Here is a 20938-nt window from a genome sequence, read left to right on the forward strand (position 1 = left end):
GGGAAACCGCTCGATCGACACGGCCCCGGAACGCGTCGTGAGAACGGCGCGGAAGGGGTGCCGCGCACCACACGCGCACGGTTTGCCACACCCGCGGACCGTGCGGAACCCTTGAGTCTCATGACGCTCGAATCGATTGAGTCGCCGGGGGCCGACGCCGATGCCCCCGCGGCAGCCGGCACCCCCTCGCGGCGCCGGGAGGCACCGACGCCCACCAGCCCGGGCCCGGTCAGAGGACACACGAGCGACGGCGCCTCCCCCCGGGCCTGGGACGGCCGCAGCAAGTTCCCGCACATCGGCGAGTACGGCTTCCTCTCCGACTGCGAGACCAACGCGCTGATCGCGCCGTCCGGCAGCGTCGAGTGGATGTGCGTGCCCCGGCCCGACTCGCCGAGCATCTTCGCCAAGATCCTGGACCGGGGAGCCGGCCACTTCCGGGTGGGGCCGCACGGGGTGAACGTGCCGGTGGCGCGCCGCTACCTGCCGGGCACGCTCATCCTGGAGACCACGTGGCAGACCCCCACGGGCTGGCTCGTGGTGCGGGACGCGATGCTCATGGGCCCGTGGCACGACCTCGAGTCGCGTTCGGGCACGCACCGGCGCACCCCCACGGACGACGACGCCGAGCACGTGCTGATGCGCACCATCAAGTGCGTGTCGGGCACGGTGGACCTCGAGGTCGTCTGCGAGCCGCGCCCGGACTACGCGCGCCGCGACGTCGAGTGGGAGTACGAGAACAGCGGCTACTCCGCGGTCGTGGCCCACATCGGCGACTCCAACCCGGACCTCCACCTGCGCTCCAGCCTGCGGTTCGGGCTGGACGGCGGCAAGCGGGTCACCGCGCGCACCCGGATGACGGAGGGTGCCACGCACTTCGTCGCGATGTCGTGGGGCTCGCAGAGCGCCCCGACCACCTACGCGGGCGCGCTCGACGCGATGTGGCGCACCGAGCGGTTCTGGCGCGACTGGATCACGCAGGGCCAGTTCCCCGACCACCCGTGGCGCAGCTACCTGCAGCGCTCGGCGCTGACCCTGAAGGGCCTGACCTACTCCCCCACCGGTGCCCTCATCGCCGCGGCGACCACGTCGCTGCCCGAGACGCCGGGCGGCGAGCGCAACTGGGACTACCGGTACGCGTGGATCCGCGACTCGACGTTCGCCCTGTGGGGCCTGTACACGCTGGGCCTGGAGCGTGAGGCGAACGACTTCTTCGCGTTCATCCAGGACGTGACCAGCGACGACCAGCCGCTGCAGATCATGTACGGCGTGGGCGGCGAGAACACCCTGGAGGAGTTCGAGCTGCCGCACCTGTCGGGCTACGAGGGCGCGCAGCCGGTGCGGATCGGCAACGCGGCCTACGACCAGCGCCAGCACGACATGTGGGGCGCGGTGCTCGACTCGGTGTGGCTGCACGCCAAGTCGCGCGAGCAGCTCCCCGAGTCGCTGTGGCCCATCCTCAAGCGGCAGGTCGAGGAGGCCGCCAAGCACTGGGACAAGCCCGACCGGGGCATCTGGGAGGTGCGCGGCGAGCCGCAGCACTTCACCAGCTCCAAGCTCATGTGCTGGGTGGCGATGGACCGCGGTGCCAAGCTGGCCCGGCTCTACGACGAGCTCGACTACGCCAAGGAATGGCAGAAGATCGCCGACGAGATCGCCGACGACATCTGCGCCCGGGGTGTGGACGAGCGCGGCGTCTTCACGCAGCGCTACGGCGACCCGGCGCTGGACGCGTCGCTCCTGCTCGTGCCCCTGCTGCGGTTCCTGCCGCCGGACGACGAGCGCGTGCGCGCCACCGTCCTGGCCATCGCGGACGAGCTCACCGAGGACGGCCTCGTGCTGCGGTACCGCACGGACGAGACCGACGACGGGCTGCAGGGTGAGGAGGGCACGTTCACCATCTGCTCCTTCTGGCTGGTGTCGGCCCTGGTCGAGATCGGGGAGGTGGAGCGGGCCCGGTCGCTGTGCGAGCGGCTGCTCGGCTACGCGTCGTCGCTGAACCTCTACGCCGAGGAGATCGAGCCGGGCACCGGCCGGCACCTGGGCAACTTCCCGCAGGCGTTCACGCACCTGGCCCTGATCAACGCCGTCATGCACGTCATCAAGGCCGAGTCGGGCGAGGCGGAGAAGGGCTACTTCGGCCCGTCCTGACCCGTCGCACCCCGTTGAGTGCGGGATCTTCGCCCTTCTGACACACAGAAAGGGGCGAAGATCCCGCACTCGACGTTCGGGGGGTTGTGCGGTTTGGCTAATGAGCGTAGCTTTATGGCTATGAGGACAAACTTCCTGCAGCGCACCGAGGGACGCATCGCCTACACCGACTCGGGCTCGGGCCCGCTCGTGGTCGCCGTCCCCGGCATGGGCGACCTTCGCTCCACGTACGACGACGTCGCCCCGGCGCTCGTCGACGCCGGCTACCGCGTCGTCGTCGCGGACCTGCGCGGCCACGGCGACTCGGACACCACGTTCCGGACGCACGGCGACGACGCCACCGGCACCGACCTCCTGGCCCTCGTCGAGCACCTCGGCGCCGGCCCCGCCGTCCTGCTGGGCAACTCCATGGGCGCCTCGGCCGCCGCGTGGGCCGCGGCCGAACGGCCCGACCTGGTCCGCGGCCTCGTCCTGCTCAGCCCGTTGCTGCGCGAGCCGGGGTCGCCGGCCATGCAGCGCGTGCTGCGGGTGGCCTACCGCGCACTGCTCGCCCGGCCGTGGGGCGCCGCGTTCTGGGCGTCGTACTACTCGTCGATCAGCAAGGGCCGGCGGTCGGCGCGGCACGCCGAGCACGTCGCGGCCGTCCGGCAGGCGCTGAGCGAGCCGGCGCACCTACGGTCCTTCCGCGACCTCGCGCTCGCGCTCGACCACTCGGTCGTCGAGGCACGGCTGCCCGACGTCACGGCGCCGGCGCTGGTCGTGGTCGGCGCGCTCGACCCCGACTACCCGGACCCGGCGGCGGAGCTGGGCTGGATGACCGACACGCTCGGCGCCCGCGGCGTCCTGGTGCCCGAGGTGGGCCACTACCCGCAGCACCAGGCACCCGACGTGACGGTCCCCGCGATCCTGGAGTTCCTGGGCGGGCTCCCGGGCGCGGCCGGCGCCGGGGCGGCCGAGGACGGCGGCCGGCGTGCCTAGGGCCGGGCTGTCGCACGACGCCGTGGTGCGGCTCGCCGTCGAGGTCGTGGACGAGGGCGGCGCGGGCGGGTTCGCGGACCTCACGCTCGCGAAGGTCGCCGCGAAGGCAGGCGTCGCGGCACCGAGCCTCTACAAGCACGTGGGCTCGCTCGCCGACCTGCGGCGCGACGTCGCCGTGCTCGCCGTGCGCGAGCTGACCACAACGGGCGCCTCGGCGACCGTGGGCCGCGCCGGGGCGGATGCGCTCCGCGCCCTGGCGAGCGCCTGGCGCCGGTACGCCCACGACCACCCCGGACGCTACGCCGCCACGCAGGTAGGCCCCGATCCGGACGACCCGGCCGACGCCGTCGCCCGCGACGTGGCCGCCGAGGGCGTGCAGGTCGTGGTGGCGACGCTGCGCGGCTTCGAGCTGCCGGACGACCGCGTGATCGACGCCGTCCGCGCCGTCCGGTCGGGCATCCACGGGTTCGTGCTGCTGGAGCTCGGCGGCGGGTTCCGGATGCGGGAAGACGTGGACCAGAGCTTCGCGGTGCTGGTCGACATGCTCGTCGCGGGCGTCGCGGCGCTGGGTGCGCCGGTCGCCGCCCCCCGCTGACGCCCCGCCGGAAATCCCGTGTCCCGGCGTGCCCTGCGGTCATTAGGCTGAGCGGATGGTTTCTGTCAGGCAGGTCCAGATCACCTTCGACTGCGCGGACCCGTGGCGCGTCGCGCGGTTCTGGTGCGAGGTGCTCGGGTACGTCCTCCCTCCCGCCCCCGAGGGCTTCACCACCTGGGAGGAGTACGAGGGCTCGCTCCCGCCCGAGAAGCGGGGCGCCGACGGCGCCGCCGCCTCGGACCCCACGGGTGCCGGGCCCCGGCTCTACTTCCAGAAGGTGCCGGAGGGCAAGGTCGTCAAGAACCGCGTGCACGTCGACGTGCGGGCGGGCACGGGCCTGGTCGGCCAGGAGCGGGTCGACGTCCTCGAGGCCGAGTGCGCGCGGCTGGTCGCACTGGGCGGCACCCGGCTCTACCTGCAGGAGGCCGACGAGGAGAACGAGTCGTGCCTCACGATGCAGGACGTCGAGGGCAACGAGTTCTGCCTCGACTGAGTCGAGGCGGCTCGCCGGGACGGGCGGCCGAGGCAGGCTAGGCGAAGGACAGGAAGAGCTTCTCCAGCTTCTCGGCGTCGGCCGCGCCGTTCTCCTCGTCCGACAGGCACTGCTTCAGCCCGGTCGCGATGACGGCGAAGCCGGCCCGGTCGATCGCCTTCGACACCGCCGAGAGCTGCGTGACGACGTCGGCGCAGTCCGCCCCCTCGTCCACCATGCGCACGACGGCGGCGAGCTGTCCCTGCGCGCGTCGCAGCCGGTTGGACACCTTCTTCATCTCCTGCGGGTCGAGCTCCATGACCACGCCTCCCCTCTCAGCGGCCGAACAGGCGGGACAGGAGCGAGCCCTTCGCGGGCGGCTCGCCGGCCGGCGCTGCGGTCGGCTCCTCGGCATGACCGGGGCACCGGTCGGCACGCGGCACGTTCGCCATCACCTGGTCCACGTGCTGCCCGCAGCCCGCCCACGTCGTCCTGCCGCACGTCCGGCACGTCACAGCCCTGCACATGGTCATCTCCTTCGCGGTCGTTTGGAGCGAGAATACCCCCCGGGGTATTGTCGCGGTCAAACGAGGAAGGAACGCACATGAGGATCGTCATCGTGGGCGGCGTCGCCGCGGGCATGTCGGCCGCGACCCGGCTCCGTCGTCTCGCGGAGGACGCCGAGATCGTCGTCGTCGAGGCGGGTGACCACGTGTCGTACGCGAACTGCGGGCTGCCGTACTACGCGGGCGGCGTGATCGAGGACCGCGACGCACTGCTGCTGCAGACGCCCGAGTCGCTCGCGGCGCGGTTCCGCCTCGACGTCCGGGTGCGGCAGCGGGTCACCGGCATCGACGCCGCGGCGCACACGCTGACGGTGCGCGACCTGACGACCGGCGACGAGTACGTCCAGGCGTACGACCGCCTCGTCCTGAGCCCCGGCGCCCGCTCGGTGGTCCCGCAGGTCCCCGGCGCGGAGCGCGCGCTCGTGCTGCGCGACGTCGCCGACGCCGACCGGCTGCTGGCCGAGGCCGGCCGGCCGGACGCCCGGACCGCGGTCGTCGTCGGGGCCGGCTTCGTGGGCCTGGAAGTCGCAGAGAACCTGGTCCGGCGCGGTCTCGCGGTCACCGTCGTGGAGCTGGCCGACCAGGTGCTGACGCCGCTGGACCCCGAGCTGGCCGTCCGCGTCCGCGACGAGCTGGCGTCGCACGGCGTCGACGTCCGCACCTCGACCCAGGTCACCGCACTGACTCCGGGCACCGCGGTCCTGGCCGACGCCGCGGGCGCCGACGCCGGCGAGATCCCGGCCGACGTGGTGGTCGCCGCCGTCGGCGTCCGGCCCGACACCGAGCTCGCCGAGCTGGCAGGTGCCGAGCTCGGCCCGCGCGGCGGCGTCCTGGTCGACGAGGACCTGCGCACGTCGGTGCCGGACGTGTTCGCCGTCGGTGACGCCGCGCTCAAGCGTGACGCGCAGTCCGCGGCCGGGCAGGAGTCGTTCACCCTGATCCCGCTCGCGAACCTCGCCAACCGGCACGGGCGGCACGTCGCGGACGTGATCCTCGGGCGCACGGGCATGCGGCCGTCGACGGGCACCGCCGTCGTCGGCGTCTTCGACCTGACCGCGGCGGTCGTGGGGCGCAACGAGAAGCAGCTCCGGGCCGAGGGCCGGCCCCACCGCGTCGTGCACACCCACCCGAGCCAGCACGCCGGGTACTACCCGGGGGCCAGCGCGATGGCGCTCAAGCTGCTCGTGGACCCGGGGACCGACCGCATCCTGGGCGCCCAGGCCGTGGGCCACGACGGCGTCGACAAGCGCATCGACGTGCTCGCCACCGCGATCGCCGGCGGAGTCACCGCCTCCGGGCTCGCGGACCTCGAGCTGGCCTACGCGCCCGCCTACGGCTCCGCCAAGGACCCGGTCAACATGCTGGGCTACGTGGCCGACAACCTGCGCACCGGCACCACGCGCAGCATCCAGTGGCACGAGCTCGACGAGGCGGTGCGGGGCGGGGCCACGCTGGTGGACGTGCGCACGCCCGCCGAGCACGCCCGCGGGACGGTCGAGACGACCCGGGACGGCATGCGGTCGCCGGCGATGAACGTTCCCCTGGACGAGCTGCGCGCCCGCGCGCACGCGGAGATCCCGGCCGGGCGCCCCGTGGTGGTGCACTGCCAGGTGGGCCAGCGCGGCCACACCGCCGCACGGCTCCTCACCCAGCTCGGCTACGACGTGCGCAACCTCGACGGCGGCTACCGCACGTGGCAGGACGCCGTCCGCGCGACCACCGGCCCCTGACGCACGACCCCGGACACAGCAGATCGGGCCAGCCGTGACGACGGCTGGCCCGATCCGGGACGTGCGGTGCGGAGCTAGTCGCGCGCGAAGCTGGACACGATCGCCAGCAGGCGGAGCAGCTCCAGGTAGAGCCAGATCAGCGTGACCATGAGGCCGAAGGCCGCGGCCCACGCCATCTTGGCCGGGACACCGGCCTCGACACCACGCTTGATCGAGTCGAAGTCCACGATCAGCGAGGCGGCCGCGAGGCCGACGGCGATCAGGCCCACGACGATGCCGACCAGGCCACCACCCCAGGAACGCATACCGAACTCACCGAGCACCCCGGTCCACATCAGGACCAGGTTGACCAGCGAGAACAGCGCGTAGCCCAGCATGGCGAACATGAGCCAGCGCGTGAACTTGGCGGTCACGCGGACGCGACCGCTCTTGAACAGGAACAGGCTCACCGCGAACACGGAGATGGTGCCGAGCACCGCCTGCAGCACCACGCCGTCGTACAGCGTGTTGAACTGCAGCGAGATCGCGCCGAGGAAGGCGCCCTCGAACACCGTGTACGCCACGATGAGCGCCGGGCTGGGGTTCCGCTTGAAGGCGTTGACCAGGCCGAGCACGAGCCCACCGAGCAGGCCCACGATCATGACCAGGCCCATCATCGCCGGCGGGACCAGCGTCCACGTCGCCGCCGCCACGACGACGAGCAGCGCGAGCAGCCCGCCGGTCTTGACGATCACGTCGTCGTAGGTCATCCGCTTCGTGTCCGCGGTGGTGGCGGACGGTGAGCGGTACATCGCGTCGAGCTCCGACGCGTCCATCGCCTGCTGCCCCGCGGCGCCGTACTGACCGTACTGGCCGGCCTGCGGCGGGGTGCCGTACGCGGGGGTCTGGTTGGGGTAGGTGGCGGTGCCGCCACGGCGCGCACCGGCGGCACCGGTACGACGCGGCTCACCGAAGACGTCGCTTCTCGAAAAGACGGGGTTGCTCATCTGCTCCTCCTGGTCTGTCTGACCATCCTAGGGAACGCTGGACATGCCTGGAGAGTTCCCAGGTCATACCTTCGGATGAAGTAGGTCCGTCCCAGGGATGATCGGGGCCGGTAATGCGTGCGGTGGGTGCCTCCGGCTCCCTAGTCTCGTAGTGACCAGTCCTGGCGCGACCGACCGACGGTCGCATCGACTGTCCCCGCATGCCAGATGGAAGGGCAAGTGATGATCAAGGCCACAGGCCTGACGAAGAGGTACGGCGCCAAGACCGCCGTCGACGGTGTCACGTTCACCGTGCAACCCGGCCAGGTGACCGGCTTCCTGGGCCCGAACGGCGCCGGCAAGTCGACCACCATGCGCATGATCGTGGGCCTCGACCGGCCCACAGCCGGCAGCGTGACCGTGAACGGCAAGCCGTACGCCGCGCACCGCCGTCCGCTCGCGGAGGTGGGTGCCCTGCTCGACGCGAAGGCGGTGCACACCGGCCGGACCGCGCGCAACCACCTGCTCGCCATGGCCGCGACGCACGGTATCCCGACTCGGCGCGTCGACGAGGTGATCGAGCTCACCGGTCTGCGCCCCGTGGCCACCAAGCGCGTGGGTGGCTTCTCGCTCGGCATGGGCCAGCGCCTCGGCATCGCGGCGGCCCTGCTCGGTGACCCGCGCACGCTGATCCTCGACGAGCCCGTCAACGGGCTCGACCCCGAGGGCGTGCTGTGGGTCCGCAACATCGCCAAGTACCTCGCCTCCGAGGGCCGCACGGTCTTCCTGTCCAGCCACCTGATGAGCGAGGTCGCCCTGACGGCCGACCACGTGATCGTCATCGGCCGCGGCCGCATCCTCGCGGACGCCCCGGTCCAGGAGATCGTCGACGGCGCCGAGCGCAAGCTCGTCCGGGTCCGTTCGCCCCAGGCGACCGAGCTCGCCGAGCTGCTCAAGGCCAACAACGCCCAGGTCGACGACGTCGAGCCGGGCCTGCTGGAGGTGCGCGGGAGCAACGCGGCCTCCGTCGGCGAGCTGGCCGCGGCGTCGCGCATCGTGCTGCACGAGCTCACGCCCGTCGCGTCCACGCTCGAGGAGGCCTACATGTCGCTGACCGCCGACGCGGTCGAGTACCAGTCCGAGGACATCGCCACCGCCGGTGCGACGTCCGACCTCGAGGGGAGCAAGGCATGAGCGCGACGGTCACCGCTCCGGCGAGCGGAGCCGCGTCCGGCCCGACGACGGGGAAGACCTCCGTCCGCCCCGTCACCTTCTGGCGGGTGCTGCGCTCGGAGTGGATCAAGCTGTGGTCGCTGCGCTCCACGTGGTGGACGCTCGCGTCGACCGTCGTGGTCATGATCGGGTTCGCCCTGCTGCTGGCCCTCGTGGTCCAGCTCGCCGGCGACGCGATGGAGGGCGCCCCGCCGGAGGACCAGGCGGCCATGGGCGGCATGCTGGGCGGCACCAGGGTCGTGGCGGCCGGGTTCGAGATGGCGGCCCTCGTGGTCGCCGTGCTCGGGGCGCTGATGATCACGGGCGAGTACTCCACGGGCATGATCCGCTCGACGTTCGCGGCGGTGCCCAGCCGCCTGCCGGCGTTCTTCGGCAAGGCGCTCGTGCTCGTGCTCGTGACGGCGGTGCTCACGGCGGTGTCGCTGGCCCTGAGCTGGCTCGTCACCTACCCGATCCTGAACGGCAACGGTGCGACGGTCGACTTCGGCGACGGCGACCAGGTGCGGTCGCTGCTGGGCACGGTGCTCTACGTGACGCTGGTGGCGCTGTTCGCCCTCGGCCTCGGCACCCTGCTGCGCCACACCGCGGGTGCGATCTTCACGGTGGTCGCGATCTTCCTCGTGATCCCGACGATCTTCCAAGTGGCCACCTTCGCGGCGGCTCAGCTCGAGTGGGTCGGCACGGTGAACAAGCTGCTGCCCAGCGTGGCGGGTGCGCAGATCACGCCCAACGCGGGCGCGTTCCCGGACGTGCTGGACCCGTGGGTGGGCATCGGCGTGCTGGGCGGGTACACGGCGCTGGTGCTGATCGGTGCAGCGGCCCGCCTCAAGCTGCAGGACGCGTAGAGGGACGTGGGCCGGGCTGGGCCGGGCCGGGCCGGGCCGTGAGCAGGGTCGCCCGAGCCTGCCCGCTGGGAGCAGGTCCACCCGGAGTGCCCGCTCGGAGCCCGCACCCGGGGCTGTCCGGCCCGGCGCCTCTCCGGAGAGAGGCTTGCTCCCGGGGATGGGTTGCGGAGAGTAGGCATTGTCTACTCTCCGCAACCCATCCCCGGGAGCACAGTTGTCTGTGGGGCGAAGCGTCAGTCGAGCGGGTCCAGCGGATGAGGCCAGACCGGCGCCGCCTGCTGCGGGTGCCGGGTCGGTGGTTCCTCCTGTGGATACCGGACCGCTGGTTGCTCCTGCTGATACCGCACCGCTGGTTGCTCCTGCTGATACCGGACCGGTGGCTCCTCCTGCGGCGGCCGGACTGACCGTTCCTGCTGCGGCTGCCGGCGGACCGGTAGCTCTTGCTGGGACTGATGCGGCGACGGCGGGTCGGGCCACTGCTGCGCCGAGTGCCCCGGCACGGGCTGCTGTGGCGACCGCGCCTGCAGCCGCGGATCCGGTCCTGGAGCGTGCTGCCGCGGATCTGCAGCCGGGGCGGGCCGCCGCGGATCCGGTGCCGGGGCGGGCTGCCGCGGATCCGGTGCCGAGGCGGGCTGCCGCGGGTCCGATGCAGGGACGGGCTGCTGGTAGCGCTGCTGGGAGCGTTCCGCGTGCTGCCCGCCGTACGGTGCATATCCGTTCTGCTGGGGGTACGTCTCGAACAACGGATATGCCGCCGGCTGCTGCCGGTCGGGAGCTGGGGTCGCACCCTGTCCGACCCCGTGCTGTGGCTCGATCCTGGCGGATACCCGGGCCGACGGAACTCGAGCCGGCGGGCTCTGCGCGGGCGGCGACTGAGTAGACGGTGACTGAGTAGACGGCGACTGAGTGGACGGAACCTGCGCAGGCGGCGACTGGGTGAACGGAGCCTGCGCGGGCGGGGCCTGCGCGGGAGTGGGCCGGCTGTGCCGCCCCGGACGTCCCTGGTCGGGTTCGGCCCAGGCGCTCGTGGACCGGGCCGGCGAGGCCCAGGAACCGGTCGGGGCGGCAGCGGGTTCCGGGGTCGGCGGCCAGGCCGGCGCTGCGGGTGCCTGTCGCTGCGCTGCCGCCTGGCGGCCGACCGTCTGGAAGGCTCCGGTCGCGACGCTGGGGAACGCGCCGGTCAGCGGCCTGCGCGTGGTCCGCCCGGCGGCCTTGTCCGCCGCACGACGGCGTTCGGCCCGGCCCTCGAAGATCGTGTAGATCACGGGCACCACGTACAGGGTCAGCGCGGTCGAGGAGACGAGTCCGCCGATCACCACGAGCGCCAGCGGCTGCGAGATGAAGGCCCCGCCGCCGGTGACGCCCACCGCCATCGGCGTCAGTGCGAAGACCGTGGCCAGAGCCGTCATGACGATGGGGCGCAGTCGCTTGCGCGCACCCTCGCGCACCGCCTCGTCGAGGGCCATGCCGTCCTGGCGGTACTGGTTGATGAGGTCGATGAGCACGATCGCGTTGGACACCACGATCCCCACCAGCAGCAGGGTGCCGATGAGCGCGGGCACCCCCAGCGGGGTGTCCGTGGCGACCAGCGCCACCAGGGCGCCCACCGCCGCGAACGGGATCGACACCAGCAGGATGAACGGCTGGGCCAGGCTGCGGAACGCGGCCACCATGACGATGAACACGAGGGCGATCGCGGCCAGCAGCGCCATCCCCAGGTCGTTGAACGCCTCCGCCTGGTCGGCCGCCGCGCCGCCCACGGTCACCGTGGCCCCCGCGGGCAGGTCGAGCGCCGCGATCTCGGCGTCGACCGCCTCGGTCACCGCCCCCAGGTCGTCGCCGGCAGGTGTCACCGACACCGTCGCGGACCGGTCGCCGTCGATCCGGCTGATCGACGTCGGCGTCTTGGCGACGTGCACCGTCGCGACGTCGCTGAGCTGCACCGTCCCGGCCGCCGTCGGCACCGGGATCTCGCCGATGCCGGACATCGTCGTCGGCGTCCGGCCCGCCGCGAGCGTGACGCCCACGGGACCCTCGGCGGTCCGCAGCTCGCCCATGTCCTGCGCACCCGCCATCGCCGCGGACGCGATCCCGGTGACCTGGGTCTCGGTGAGCCCGTACTCGGCCGCGACCTTGCGGTTCACGGTCACCTCGACGATCTCCTGTGCCGCGGAGAGGTCGTTGCTGACCTCGGCGACACCGTCGAGACCGCCCATCGCCTCCTGGAGTGCGGTCGTGGCCTGGCTCAGCGCCGCGTCGTCGTGCGCCCGCACGACCAGGTCGATCGACGACGTCCCCACGGAGTCCCCGGCTGAGACGGAGATCTCCGTCGCCGGCTTCTCGGCGAGCCCGCCGACGGCGGCGCGGATGTCGGCCGCGGCGGCCGCGCCGTCGGCGTCGTCGGTGAGCGTCACCGCGAAGGATGCCTTGAGACCTGCGCTCGCCCCGCCGAACGCAGCCATGGACATGTCGCCGCCGCTGCCCACGGTGGACTGCACGCTGTCGACGGCCGGGACGGCCGCGAGCGCCTCCTCCACCTTTCTGGCCGCCTCGTCCTGACCTTTGAGCGAGGTGCCGGGCGCGTAGTGCTGCGTGACCGTCACGGTGTCCTGCCCGCTGTCCCCGAGGAAGCTGGTCTCCATCCGCGGGACCAGGGCCACCGTGCCGCCCAGGATCGCGACAGCGAGGCCGAGGGTGACGGCGGGCCGTGCCAGCGCGCCGTCGAGCGACGGCACGTAGAGCCGCTGCCAGACGCCGCGCTCCTCCTTCTCCTCGGCCGCCGCGCGTGCCGCCGAGCCACGACCGCTGCTCTTCGGCGGCCGGATGAACCAGTACGCCAGCACGGGAACGATGGTGAGTGCCACGACGAGCGAGGCCAGCATCGCGATCGACACCGTGAGGGCGAACGGCCGGAACAGCTCCCCCACCATGCCGCCCACGAAGGCGATGGGCAGGAAGACCGCCACGGTGCAGATCGTGGAGGCGGCGATCGCCCCACCCACCTCGCGCACCGCCGTCAGGACGGCCTCGGTCCGCTCGACGCCGTACGACATGTGCCGCTTGATGTTCTCGATGACGACGATGGCGTCGTCCACCACACGGCCGATCGAGATGGTGAGCGCGCCGAGCGTGAGGATGTTCAGGGTGTATCCGCCGGCGTTCATCGCGATGAACGTCACCGCGAGCGACAGCGGGATGGAGATCGCGGACACCAGCGTGGACCGCATCGACATCAGGAACACGAGGATCACGAGCACGGCGAACAGCAGTCCGAGACCACCCTCGGTGGCCAGCCCGTGGATCGAGTCCTCGACGAACGGCGCCTGGTCGAACACGACGGCGGTCGTGACGCCGCGCTCCGCCAGCGGGTCGGCCACCTCGGCCTCCGCGAGCGCGTTCTCGACGGCGTGCGACACCTCGACGGTGTTGGCCTCGGGCGTCTTCGTGATGGCCAGGCCGAGCGACGGCGCACCGTCGAGCCGGGAGTACGACGTCGCCTCCACCGGCTCGAGCCGGACCGTCGCGACCTCACCGACGAGCGCCGGCTCGGCCGGAGCCGCCGGGTCGGCCGGCAGGGCGCCGGCGGCCGCGCCGGCGTCATCGCCGCCCGCTCCCGCCGTGCCGCCCGCTCCCGCCGTGCCGCCCGGCACGACGGGAAGCTGCTTGAGCTGGTCGACCATGTCTACGGGCTTGCCGAGCTGCACCGACCAGGCACGCCCGCCGTCCGTGATCTCGCCCGCCGGCACGACGACACCGTTGTCCTGCAGCACCGTGGTCAGGTCCTGCGGTGTGAGGCCGGCCGCCGCGAGCCGCGCCTGATCGGGCTGGACGCGGACCTCCGTCTCCTGCTGCCCGGTCACCGCGACCGAGCGGACGCCCTCGACGTCCTCCAGGGCCGGGACGATCACGCTCTCGACCGTGTCCGCGAGCGCATGGGGGCTCTTGTCACCTGCCACGGCCATCTGGACCACGGGCACGTCGTCGACGGAGCCGGTCGTGACCTGCGGGCTGACATCCTGGGGCAGGGCGGGCTGGGCGCCCGCGACGGCGGTCTGCAGCCGCTGGGTCGCGGCCTCCATGTCGGTGCCGTACGTGAACTCGACGGTGGTCAGGGAGACGCCGGTGGACGCCGTCGAGCGCACGGAGGCGACGTCGTCAACCGAGGCGATGGCCTCCTCGATCACGTCGGTGACCTGCTCCTCGACCACCTGCGGCGACGAGCCCGGGTACTGCGCGCTCACGATCCCGGTCGGCAGCTGGAGGGACGGGATCAGCTCCTGCTTGAGCGCGGTCATGCTCACCACGCCGAACACCGCTATCGCGATCGTCACCAGCGCCACGACGGCTCGGTTCGCGAGGGACAGCCGGGCGAGACGGAACACGGGGACTCCACGGTGCGGACGAGGATCGGGCAGACGGAACGCCGCCGCCGTCGTGCCCGGGGCGGACCAACGGGGTGAAAACGACCGAAGTCCCCAGAGTAGGGCAGTGTGCCGCACCAGCGGCAAGCCGAACGGTGAACCCGCCGCCCGCCCTCGCCCGGCGTCACAGCTCGGACATGGCCTCCTCCGGCGTGTGCTCGGCCTGCCGCGCGCGCCGGTCCCAGCGCTGCCAGAGCACGCGCTCACCGAGCGGCCGCGCCATGACGTGCGCGGTGACGAGGAACACGATCACTCCGACGACCAGCACACCCGAGGCGACCCAGAACGGCGAGGCGGCGCCCACGCTCTCGGCGAGCAGACCGGCGACCACCGGCGCCGGGGCCGCGAAGCCCCACCGCACCAGGTTGAACGCACCGGTGGTGACCCGGCGGTCCGGGTCGCCGAGGGCCAGCGACAGGTCGGTGAGGTTGGCGTTCGCGATACCCATGAACACACCGGCCACGATGGTCACGACGACGGATCCCGCGGTGCCCACGCCGATGGCCAGCAGGGCCACGCAGGCGAGCACGCCGAGCACTGCCACGCCGAGCGTCTGCACGAACCCGATGGCGTGCGCGAGCCGGTGACCGACCGCGAGGATGCCGACGGCCACGCCGATTCCCCACGCCGTGAACACCAGGCCGAGCGGCACGACGTCCAGGCCCAGGAACACGGGGACGTAGCCGAGCACCACGAAGAAGACGAAGTTGTAGGCAGCCGTGACGACGGCGAGCGACAGGAACCCGGGCTTGCGGAACAGACCGAAGACCTGGCCGAGCCGCAGCGGCGCGGGCTTCTCCGCCGGGTCCTTCAGCCGGGTCACCGACACGAGCAGGGCGACCAGCATGAGCAGGCCGCAGACGAAGAACGGCACCCGCCAGCTGATGTGGCCGAGCAGACCCCCGATCAGGGGCCCGACCGCGAAGCCGAGCCCGACGCAGGTCTCGAACAGGCCGACCACCCACTCGCGGTCCCGGGCCAGCGCGACCAGCAGCACCATGGCCGTGGCGAAGAACATCGCGTTGCCCAGGCCCCACACCCCGCGCAGGACCGCGAGCTGGGCGATGTTGCCGCTCAGCGCCGCCAGCCCGGCCGCGACGGCGACGAGCGTGACCCCGGTCGCCAGGATCTTCTTGTAGCCGAACCGCCCCGTCGCCATGACGGCGGGGATCATGCCGATCGCCATGACCGCGATGTACGCGGTGAACAGCAGCTCGATCTCCCAGGTGGTGGCCCCGATCTCCGCGCCGATGACGGGAAGGATCGGGTCCACGACGGCGATACCCGCGATCGCGAAGAACGCGGTGAGCGCCGTGGCGTAGATCGCTGTCTTGTTCGGTTCGTTGCGCGCGGTAGCCACGCGGCCTCCTCGGATCGATTTACCTGTACCCCACAGATATCTACCTGTAGGCTACACCTATGTCGAAGAGGACGAAAGAGGCCGCCGACGCCGAGCACGCCGGCGAGGGCACGCTCTCCCGCGTCGAGCTCCAGCTCGCGCTCCTGCTCCGCCGGGCCGAACGGACGGGCGCGATCCGCGCGGGGCACGCCCCGTCGCTGGAACGGTCCGGCTACCTGCTCCTGCTGGTGCTCAGCACCGAGGGGCCGCTCGGCATCAACGCGCTCGCCGAGCGGCAGGGGCTCGACGCGTCCACCGTGACCCGTCAGGTCGTGAGCCTGGAGAAGGCGGGCTTCGCCCGGCGCAGCCGCGACCCGCTCGACGGACGGGCGGTACGGGTCGAGGCGACGCCGGCGGGCCGGCAGCAGCTCGACCGCGAGCGCACCCGGCGCAGCGCCATGTACGACGAGATCCTGGCCGACTGGTCCCCCACCGAACGGGCCTTGCTCGCCGGCCTGCTCGAACGACTCAACCACGACCTGGACGCCTTCCGGCGCGATCCGGAGGACTGACAGAGTCTCCAAAGATCTCCTTGCAAAGAATCTATTGCAAAGAACTGTTGGCATGCGTAGGGTGGTCACGTCGGTCGCACCCGTCCGGCGACCCGTCCCCCCAGCGAGGAGCACCGCGATGACCGCCTATGCACCCGTCGCCCGCGCCACCGTCCCCCCGTCCGTGCGCCTCGCCGGCGGGACGGCGTCCGCCACACGACCCGCCGCACCGCGCCCGGAGGACCGGGAGGAGCAGCGCCGGGAGATCGAGCGGGCCGAGCGTCGGCGAGCCCATGCGGAGCGCGCGCGGGACAACCTGGCGGCCCGCCATCCACTGGCCCTGCGCTGACCGACCGGTCCCGGCGGCGGGGTGTGGGTAACGTCCTGCCTATGGCGACAGCACGCAAGGACTCCCCCGGCCCGACCGAACGGCCGTCGGCCCCGGTGCCGGCCGGGCCGCCCGAGCTGCGGGTCGCTCCGGACGCACCCGCGGACAGCGGTCGCCCGCCCGAGCTGGGCCCCGCGGCCCTGCGGGCGCTCGCCCATCCCCTCCGCATCCGCATCCTCGACCTGCTGCCCAGCCACGGACCGCTCACGGCCAGCAAGCTCGGCGAGATCGTCGGTGAGTCCAGCGGTTCGACCAGCTACCACCTGCGCCAGCTCGCCAAGCACGGCTTCGTCCGTGAGGTGGAGGGCAAGGGCACGGCACGCGAGCGCTGGTGGGAGCGCACTCCCGGGGGCTTCAGCATCTCCAGCTCGGGCAAGGACTCCCCGGCGGGCCGCCAGACCGCCGAGGCCGTGAACACGGAGTTCCTGCGGCTGCGGCACGAGCGGGTGATGGCCTTCCTCCGGGCCACGCAGGACGCGGACGAGGAGATGCTCACCTCCTGGACGGGGGCGACCACCTTCTTCTCGGCCAACAAGTGGGCCACGCCGGAGCAGATGGCCGCGATGGTGACGGCCTGGGAACGCTTCATCACGGAGCACATCGACCCGTTGAGCGGCCAGGAGGGCGAACCGGGCACCGTGCCGGTCGAGGTCCACTTCGACGTGTTCCCCACGATCGATCCGCAGGGCAACCCCTTGTGACGAGCGGGCGGTCTGCCGTCAGCAGATCTGCGGCCGGCAGAGTCCGCTGTCCCTCTGCGCGGGGCGGGACGATCGTGGAGGCATGACCGACACGACCCACCTCCAGCCCTTCGAGGACCACCTCGCCGCACGGCTGCTGCACCAGCGCATCGTGCTCATCGGCAGCGAGATCGACGACGCCGTCGCCAACCGCGTGACCGCACAGCTCCTGCTCCTGTCTGCCGAGGACCAGGCCGCGGACATCAGCGTCTACATCAACTCACCCGGCGGCTCCATCGGCGCGGGCCTGGCGGTGTACGACACGATGAAGCTCCTCCCGAACGCCGTCTCGACCGTGGCGGTCGGCTTCGCCGGGAGCATGGGTCAGTTCCTGCTCGCCTCGGGCACGCACGGCAAGCGGTACGCGCTGCCGCACGCGCGGATCATGATGCACCAGCCGGCCGGCGGGGTCGACGGCACCACCAGCGACGTCGTCGTCCAGGCCGAGAACATCCGGCACGTCAAGGACGTGGTGACGCGGCTGCAGGCCGAGCACACGGGGCAGACCGTCGAGACGATCGCCGCCGACTCGGAACGCGACCGCTGGTTCACCGCCGAGCAGGCACTCGCCTACGGGATGATCGACAGGATCGTGGACCAGGTGCACGACGTCCGCCCGGGCGGGAAGCGACGCGCCGGCCTCTGAGGACCGGCGCCGGTCCCCGTTGCCGGCTCCGCGGTCATCGGGGACCGTCAGGCCGCGAGCAGGACGGCCTCCGCGGACCGGCCGCGGGCCGGCGCGGTGCCCGAGCCGGTGGACCCCGCCTGAAGCGGGTGCCGGGACGACGAGAAGCCCGCCGCACGCCGGGCCGTGGACGACAGGACGCGGACGCGGCGGCTCTCCTCCTGGGCGGCCAGCGCGAGCGCGAGCTCCGCCCACGCCCGCTCCACCAGGTCGACCAGCCGCATCCCGAGCGCCTCGCACACCGCGGCGAGCACCTCGGACGAGGCCTCCTTGCGGCCGCGCTCGACCTCGGACAGGTAGGCCGTGGAGACCCGCGCGTCCGCGGCGACGTCGGCCAGCGTGCGACGTTGCTCGCGCCTGGTCCGGCGCAGGATGCCGCCCACGAGGTCACGCAGCAGTGGCTCGCGAGCGTGCTCGAACGTGCCAGGTCTGGCTCCCGGCACGCGCTCGTCCGTGCCGAGCCCCGGGGCACCCGCAGTACCCGTTGAGATCAGTGTCATCTGCCCACTCCCGCCGTCGGTACCCGTCACGCTACCCAACCCCACTGACACACCGGGTCGTTCCGGCGTCTGCTGCTGGCGTAACGGCGCATCCCGTTGCCGGGGTGCGTGTCAGTGCCTCCTGGCACCATGGGACCACCGACCAGGAAAGGACAGTGGTGTTCGGATCTATCGAGGTGCGCGGAGCCCGCGAGAACAACCTGCAGGGCGTTTCGGTGGACATCCCGAAGCGGAAGCTCACGGTCTTCACCGGGGTCTCCGGCTCCGGCAAGAGCTCACTCGTGTTCGGCACCGTCGCCGCGGAGTCACGTCGGCTGATCGACGAGACCTACCCGGCGTTCGTCCAGGGCTTCATGCCCTCGCGCCCCCGGCCCGACGTCGACACGCTGTCGAACCTGTCGGCGGCGATCGTGGTGGACCAGGAGCCCATGGGCGCGAACGCCCGCTCCACGGTGGGAACCGCGACCGACGCGTACACGATGCTGCGGGTCATCTGGTCCCGGCTCGGCACACCGCACATCGGCGGCTCCAACCTCTTCTCGTTCAACGACCCGCAGGGCATGTGCCCCGAGTGCGAGGGGCTCGGCCGGGTCTCCACGATCGACACCGACGCGCTCGTGGACCGGGACAGGTCGCTGAACGAGGGTGCCATCACGTTCCCCAACTTCGGCGTCGGCACCTGGTACTGGAAGGTCTACGCCGACTCGGGGCTGTTCGACGCGGACAAGCCGCTCAAGGACTACACCGACGCCGAGTGGCACGACCTGATGCACGGCCCCGAGCGCAAGATCGTCTCGGGCGGCATCAACGTCACCTACGAGTCGCTGGTCCCCAAGATCACCCGGCTGTACCTGGTCAAGGACGTCGAGTCGATGAAGGGGGCGATGCGGGCCGCCGTCGAGCGGCTCGCGACGTTCGCGCCGTGCCCCGCGTGCGGCGGTACCCGGCTCAACGACCGGGCCCGGTCGTCGCTGGTCCGGGGCAAGCACATCGGCGAGGCCGCGGCCATGCAGCTCACCGACCTGGCCGACCTGGTCCGCGGCCTCACCGACCCGCACGTCCAGCCGATCCTCGACGGCCTGGGTGACCTGCTCGCCACCTTCGAGCAGATCGGGCTGGGGTACCTGTCGCTGGACCGCGAGTCGTCGTCCCTGTCCGGTGGCGAGGCCCAGCGCACCAAGATGGTGCGGCACATGGGCTCGGCCCTGACGGACATGACCTACGTGTTCGACGAGCCGACCATCGGCCTGCACCCGCACGACGTGCGCCAGATGAACTCCCTGCTCCAGCGCCTGAGGGACAAGGGCAACACGGTGCTGGTGGTCGAGCACAAGCCCGAGGTCATGGCTGCCGCCGACCATCTGGTCGACATGGGGCCGGGTGCCGGGGCGCACGGCGGCACGGTGGTCTACCAGGGCGACCTCGCCGGGCTGCGCACCTCCGGGACGGCCACGGGCAAGCACCTCGACCAGGCCGTCACGCTCAAGGACACGCCGCGCACGCCGACCGGGCGGCTCCGGATCGAGCACGCCACCCTGCACAACCTGCGGGACGTCTCGGTCGACGTGCCGCTCGGGGTCCTCGTCGCGGTGACAGGAGTCGCGGGCTCCGGCAAGAGCTCCCTGATCCACGGCTGCCTGCCGCGCGACGGGGTCACGTTCGTGGACCAGTCCGCGATCCGCGGGTCGCGCCGGTCCAACCCTGCGACCTACACCGGCATCCTCGAACCCGTCCGCAAGCAGTTCGCCCGGGCGAACGGCGTCAAGCCCGCCTTGTTCAGCGCGAACTCGGCCGGCGCCTGCCCGGAGTGCAAGGGCGTGGGCCTGATCTACACCGACCTCGCCTTCATGGCGGGTGTCGCGAGCGTGTGCGAGGCGTGCGACGGCAAGCGGTTCACCGACGAGGTGCTGGGCTACACCCTGCGCGGCAAGAACATCGCGGACGTGCTCGCCATGTCCGTCGAGGAGGCGCTCGGCTTCTTCACGGAGAAGGCCGTGCTGCCGATGCTGTCGCGCCTGTCGGACGTCGGCCTGGGCTACATCTCCCTCGGCCAGCACCTCAACACGCTGTCCGGCGGCGAGCGGCAGCGGCTCAAGCTCGCGATCGAGATGGGTGGCGACACCCCGGTGTTCGTCCTCGACGAGCCCACCGCGGGCCTGCACATGCAGGACGTCGACAACCTGGCCGCCCTGCTGGACCGGCTCGTAGACTCCGGCCGGTCGGTGATCGTGGTCGAGCACAACCTCTCGGTCGTGGCACGGGCCGACTGGGTGATCGACATGGGCCCCGGCGGCGGGCACGACGGCGGTCGCGTCGTCTTCGAGGGCACCCCCGCCGGCCTGGCACGCGAGGATGCCTCCCTGACCGGCCGCCATCTGGCGGAGCTGGTCGCCTGAGACCGGGCGTCGCCTGAGACCGGGCCTGCCAAGGGTCGGGCTGTCTCCTGAGACCGGGCCTGCCAAAGGTCGGGCTGTCTCCTGAGACCGGGCCGTCAAGCCCGGAGCGTCGGGTCAACCGGGCCGCACCCAGAGCCGGCGTGCCCCCACCCGGGTTCGAACCGGGACTGTGCCGGGTTTAAGCCGGCTGCCTCTGCCAGTTGGGCTATGGGGGCGCACCCCAGAGACTACCGAGGACACGACGTCGGAGGAGAGCAATCGGGCGGCTGCATCGGTCCCTTGCACAGGCCCCGAGGCTGACTTCGGTCGGGTGGGCGCGGGGGGGGGGGGGCAAACCCCCCCACGCGAGGCCACCCACCCCACGCACCAAACACCCCCCCCCACCC

At 72.1% G+C, this 20938-nt stretch carries 18 protein-coding genes and 1 tRNA gene; 12 read left to right on the plus strand and 7 right to left on the minus strand.

Annotated features, from left to right (window positions below):
* The first annotated feature begins 120 nt into the window (after positions 1-120).
* The 4 genes from ACIBBF_RS20610 (at position 121) to ACIBBF_RS20625 (ending at position 4214) form a co-directional block, all read left to right on the plus strand.
* Positions 121-2148 carry a glycoside hydrolase family 15 protein gene (locus ACIBBF_RS20610; protein WP_397417039.1) on the plus strand — a complete coding sequence of 676 codons (2028 nt, stop codon included), beginning with the start codon at positions 121-123 and terminating at the stop codon, positions 2146-2148.
* A 120-nt stretch (positions 2149-2268) separates the two neighbouring features.
* Positions 2269-3126 (plus strand): alpha/beta fold hydrolase, encoded by an 858-nt coding sequence (locus ACIBBF_RS20615; protein ID WP_397417042.1) that lies wholly within the window; start codon positions 2269-2271, stop codon positions 3124-3126.
* A complete protein-coding gene (locus tag ACIBBF_RS20620; RefSeq protein ID WP_397417044.1) occupies positions 3119-3721 on the plus strand; it encodes a WHG domain-containing protein in 603 nt (200 codons plus the stop codon). Before ACIBBF_RS20615 ends, ACIBBF_RS20620 begins: the two co-directional genes overlap by 8 nt.
* A 55-nt stretch (positions 3722-3776) precedes the next feature.
* Complete coding sequence (locus ACIBBF_RS20625) at positions 3777-4214, plus strand: VOC family protein (RefSeq protein WP_397417046.1); 438 nt, start codon at positions 3777-3779, stop codon at positions 4212-4214.
* Between the two features lie 37 nt (positions 4215-4251).
* Here the strand turns inward: ACIBBF_RS20625 and ACIBBF_RS20630 are convergent, their stop codons facing one another.
* On the minus strand, positions 4252-4512 hold the full coding sequence (locus tag ACIBBF_RS20630; RefSeq protein WP_397417049.1) for a metal-sensitive transcriptional regulator: 261 nt from the start codon (positions 4510-4512) through the stop codon (positions 4252-4254).
* 16 nt (positions 4513-4528) lie between these two features.
* Positions 4529-4720: a hypothetical protein gene (locus ACIBBF_RS20635; protein ID WP_397417052.1), complete on the minus strand. Its 192-nt coding sequence runs from the start codon at positions 4718-4720 to the stop codon at positions 4529-4531.
* 77 nt (positions 4721-4797) lie between these two features.
* On the opposite strand from ACIBBF_RS20635, the gene ACIBBF_RS20640 reads away from it, so the two are divergent.
* On the plus strand, positions 4798-6489 hold the full coding sequence (locus ACIBBF_RS20640; protein WP_397417054.1) for an FAD-dependent oxidoreductase: 1692 nt from the start codon (positions 4798-4800) through the stop codon (positions 6487-6489).
* Between the two features lie 74 nt (positions 6490-6563).
* Here ACIBBF_RS20640 and ACIBBF_RS20645 read toward each other — a convergent pair whose 3' ends face one another.
* Positions 6564-7475, minus strand: coding sequence for a Bax inhibitor-1/YccA family protein (locus ACIBBF_RS20645; RefSeq protein ID WP_397417056.1), 912 nt, complete (start codon positions 7473-7475; stop codon positions 6564-6566).
* Positions 7476-7697: 222 nt separating this feature from the next.
* Here ACIBBF_RS20645 and ACIBBF_RS20650 point away from each other — a divergent pair, with 222 nt between their 5' ends.
* Together ACIBBF_RS20650 and ACIBBF_RS20655 are read left to right on the plus strand one after the other, a co-directional pair.
* Complete coding sequence (locus ACIBBF_RS20650; RefSeq protein ID WP_397417058.1) at positions 7698-8648, plus strand: ABC transporter ATP-binding protein; 951 nt, start codon at positions 7698-7700, stop codon at positions 8646-8648.
* Positions 8645-9532 carry an ABC transporter permease subunit gene (locus ACIBBF_RS20655; RefSeq protein WP_397417060.1) on the plus strand — a complete coding sequence of 296 codons (888 nt, stop codon included), beginning with the start codon at positions 8645-8647 and terminating at the stop codon, positions 9530-9532. Before ACIBBF_RS20650 ends, ACIBBF_RS20655 begins: the two co-directional genes overlap by 4 nt.
* A gap of 233 nt (positions 9533-9765) precedes the next feature.
* Here ACIBBF_RS20655 and ACIBBF_RS20660 read toward each other — a convergent pair whose 3' ends face one another.
* Positions 9766-13914 carry an efflux RND transporter permease subunit gene (locus ACIBBF_RS20660; RefSeq protein WP_397417062.1) on the minus strand — a complete coding sequence of 1383 codons (4149 nt, stop codon included), beginning with the start codon at positions 13912-13914 and terminating at the stop codon, positions 9766-9768.
* Positions 13915-14077: 163 nt separating this feature from the next.
* Positions 14078-15313, minus strand: coding sequence for an MFS transporter (locus ACIBBF_RS20665; protein ID WP_397417064.1), 1236 nt, complete (start codon positions 15311-15313; stop codon positions 14078-14080).
* A 59-nt stretch (positions 15314-15372) separates the two neighbouring features.
* Between ACIBBF_RS20665 and ACIBBF_RS20670 the strand changes: the two genes are divergently transcribed.
* The 4 genes from ACIBBF_RS20670 (at position 15373) to ACIBBF_RS20685 (ending at position 17617) form a co-directional block, all read left to right on the plus strand.
* Entirely contained in the window at positions 15373-15864 is a 492-nt protein-coding gene (locus tag ACIBBF_RS20670; RefSeq protein ID WP_397417067.1) for a MarR family winged helix-turn-helix transcriptional regulator, read from the plus strand.
* Between the two features lie 118 nt (positions 15865-15982).
* Positions 15983-16192, plus strand: a complete 210-nt coding sequence (locus tag ACIBBF_RS20675) for a hypothetical protein (RefSeq protein WP_397417070.1) — start codon at positions 15983-15985, stop codon at positions 16190-16192.
* 41 nt (positions 16193-16233) lie between these two features.
* A complete protein-coding gene (locus tag ACIBBF_RS20680; RefSeq protein WP_397417072.1) occupies positions 16234-16932 on the plus strand; it encodes an ArsR/SmtB family transcription factor in 699 nt (232 codons plus the stop codon).
* A gap of 82 nt (positions 16933-17014) precedes the next feature.
* A complete protein-coding gene (locus tag ACIBBF_RS20685) occupies positions 17015-17617 on the plus strand; it encodes a ClpP family protease (protein ID WP_397417075.1) in 603 nt (200 codons plus the stop codon).
* A 47-nt stretch (positions 17618-17664) separates the two neighbouring features.
* On the opposite strand, the gene ACIBBF_RS20690 is transcribed toward ACIBBF_RS20685, so the two are convergent.
* Positions 17665-18156: a helix-turn-helix domain-containing protein gene (locus ACIBBF_RS20690; RefSeq protein ID WP_397417078.1), complete on the minus strand. Its 492-nt coding sequence runs from the start codon at positions 18154-18156 to the stop codon at positions 17665-17667.
* A 155-nt stretch (positions 18157-18311) separates the two neighbouring features.
* Here ACIBBF_RS20690 and ACIBBF_RS20695 point away from each other — a divergent pair, with 155 nt between their 5' ends.
* Positions 18312-20552 carry an ATP-binding cassette domain-containing protein gene (locus tag ACIBBF_RS20695; RefSeq protein ID WP_397417081.1) on the plus strand — a complete coding sequence of 747 codons (2241 nt, stop codon included), beginning with the start codon at positions 18312-18314 and terminating at the stop codon, positions 20550-20552.
* A 141-nt stretch (positions 20553-20693) separates the two neighbouring features.
* Here ACIBBF_RS20695 and ACIBBF_RS20700 read toward each other — a convergent pair.
* A tRNA-Leu gene (locus ACIBBF_RS20700) sits at positions 20694-20767 on the minus strand.
* Positions 20768-20938 lie beyond the last annotated feature (171 nt).

Source organism: Promicromonospora sp. NPDC050880 (genome assembly GCF_044456525.1).
Taxonomy (GTDB): domain Bacteria; phylum Actinomycetota; class Actinomycetes; order Actinomycetales; family Cellulomonadaceae; genus Promicromonospora.

Bases quoted from the DNA above. Each gene is read 5' to 3' on its own strand.
- ACIBBF_RS20685 (WP_397417075.1), top strand. From the start codon at position 17,015: ATGACCGACACGACCCACCTCCAGCCCTTCGAGGACCACCTCGCCGCA.
- ACIBBF_RS20680 (WP_397417072.1), top strand. From the start codon at position 16,234: ATGGCGACAGCACGCAAGGACTCCCCCGGCCCGACCGAACGGCCGTCG.
- ACIBBF_RS20690 (WP_397417078.1), bottom strand. From the start codon at position 18,156: ATGACACTGATCTCAACGGGTACTGCGGGTGCCCCGGGGCTCGGCACG.
- ACIBBF_RS20635 (WP_397417052.1), bottom strand. From the start codon at position 4,720: ATGTGCAGGGCTGTGACGTGCCGGACGTGCGGCAGGACGACGTGGGCG.
- ACIBBF_RS20675 (WP_397417070.1), top strand. From the start codon at position 15,983: ATGACCGCCTATGCACCCGTCGCCCGCGCCACCGTCCCCCCGTCCGTG.
- ACIBBF_RS20640 (WP_397417054.1), top strand. From the start codon at position 4,798: ATGAGGATCGTCATCGTGGGCGGCGTCGCCGCGGGCATGTCGGCCGCG.
- ACIBBF_RS20670 (WP_397417067.1), top strand. From the start codon at position 15,373: ATGTCGAAGAGGACGAAAGAGGCCGCCGACGCCGAGCACGCCGGCGAG.
- ACIBBF_RS20655 (WP_397417060.1), top strand. From the start codon at position 8,645: ATGAGCGCGACGGTCACCGCTCCGGCGAGCGGAGCCGCGTCCGGCCCG.
- ACIBBF_RS20650 (WP_397417058.1), top strand. From the start codon at position 7,698: ATGATCAAGGCCACAGGCCTGACGAAGAGGTACGGCGCCAAGACCGCC.
- ACIBBF_RS20610 (WP_397417039.1), top strand. From the start codon at position 121: ATGACGCTCGAATCGATTGAGTCGCCGGGGGCCGACGCCGATGCCCCC.
- ACIBBF_RS20630 (WP_397417049.1), bottom strand. From the start codon at position 4,512: ATGGAGCTCGACCCGCAGGAGATGAAGAAGGTGTCCAACCGGCTGCGA.
- ACIBBF_RS20615 (WP_397417042.1), top strand. From the start codon at position 2,269: ATGAGGACAAACTTCCTGCAGCGCACCGAGGGACGCATCGCCTACACC.
- ACIBBF_RS20625 (WP_397417046.1), top strand. From the start codon at position 3,777: ATGGTTTCTGTCAGGCAGGTCCAGATCACCTTCGACTGCGCGGACCCG.
- ACIBBF_RS20645 (WP_397417056.1), bottom strand. From the start codon at position 7,475: ATGAGCAACCCCGTCTTTTCGAGAAGCGACGTCTTCGGTGAGCCGCGT.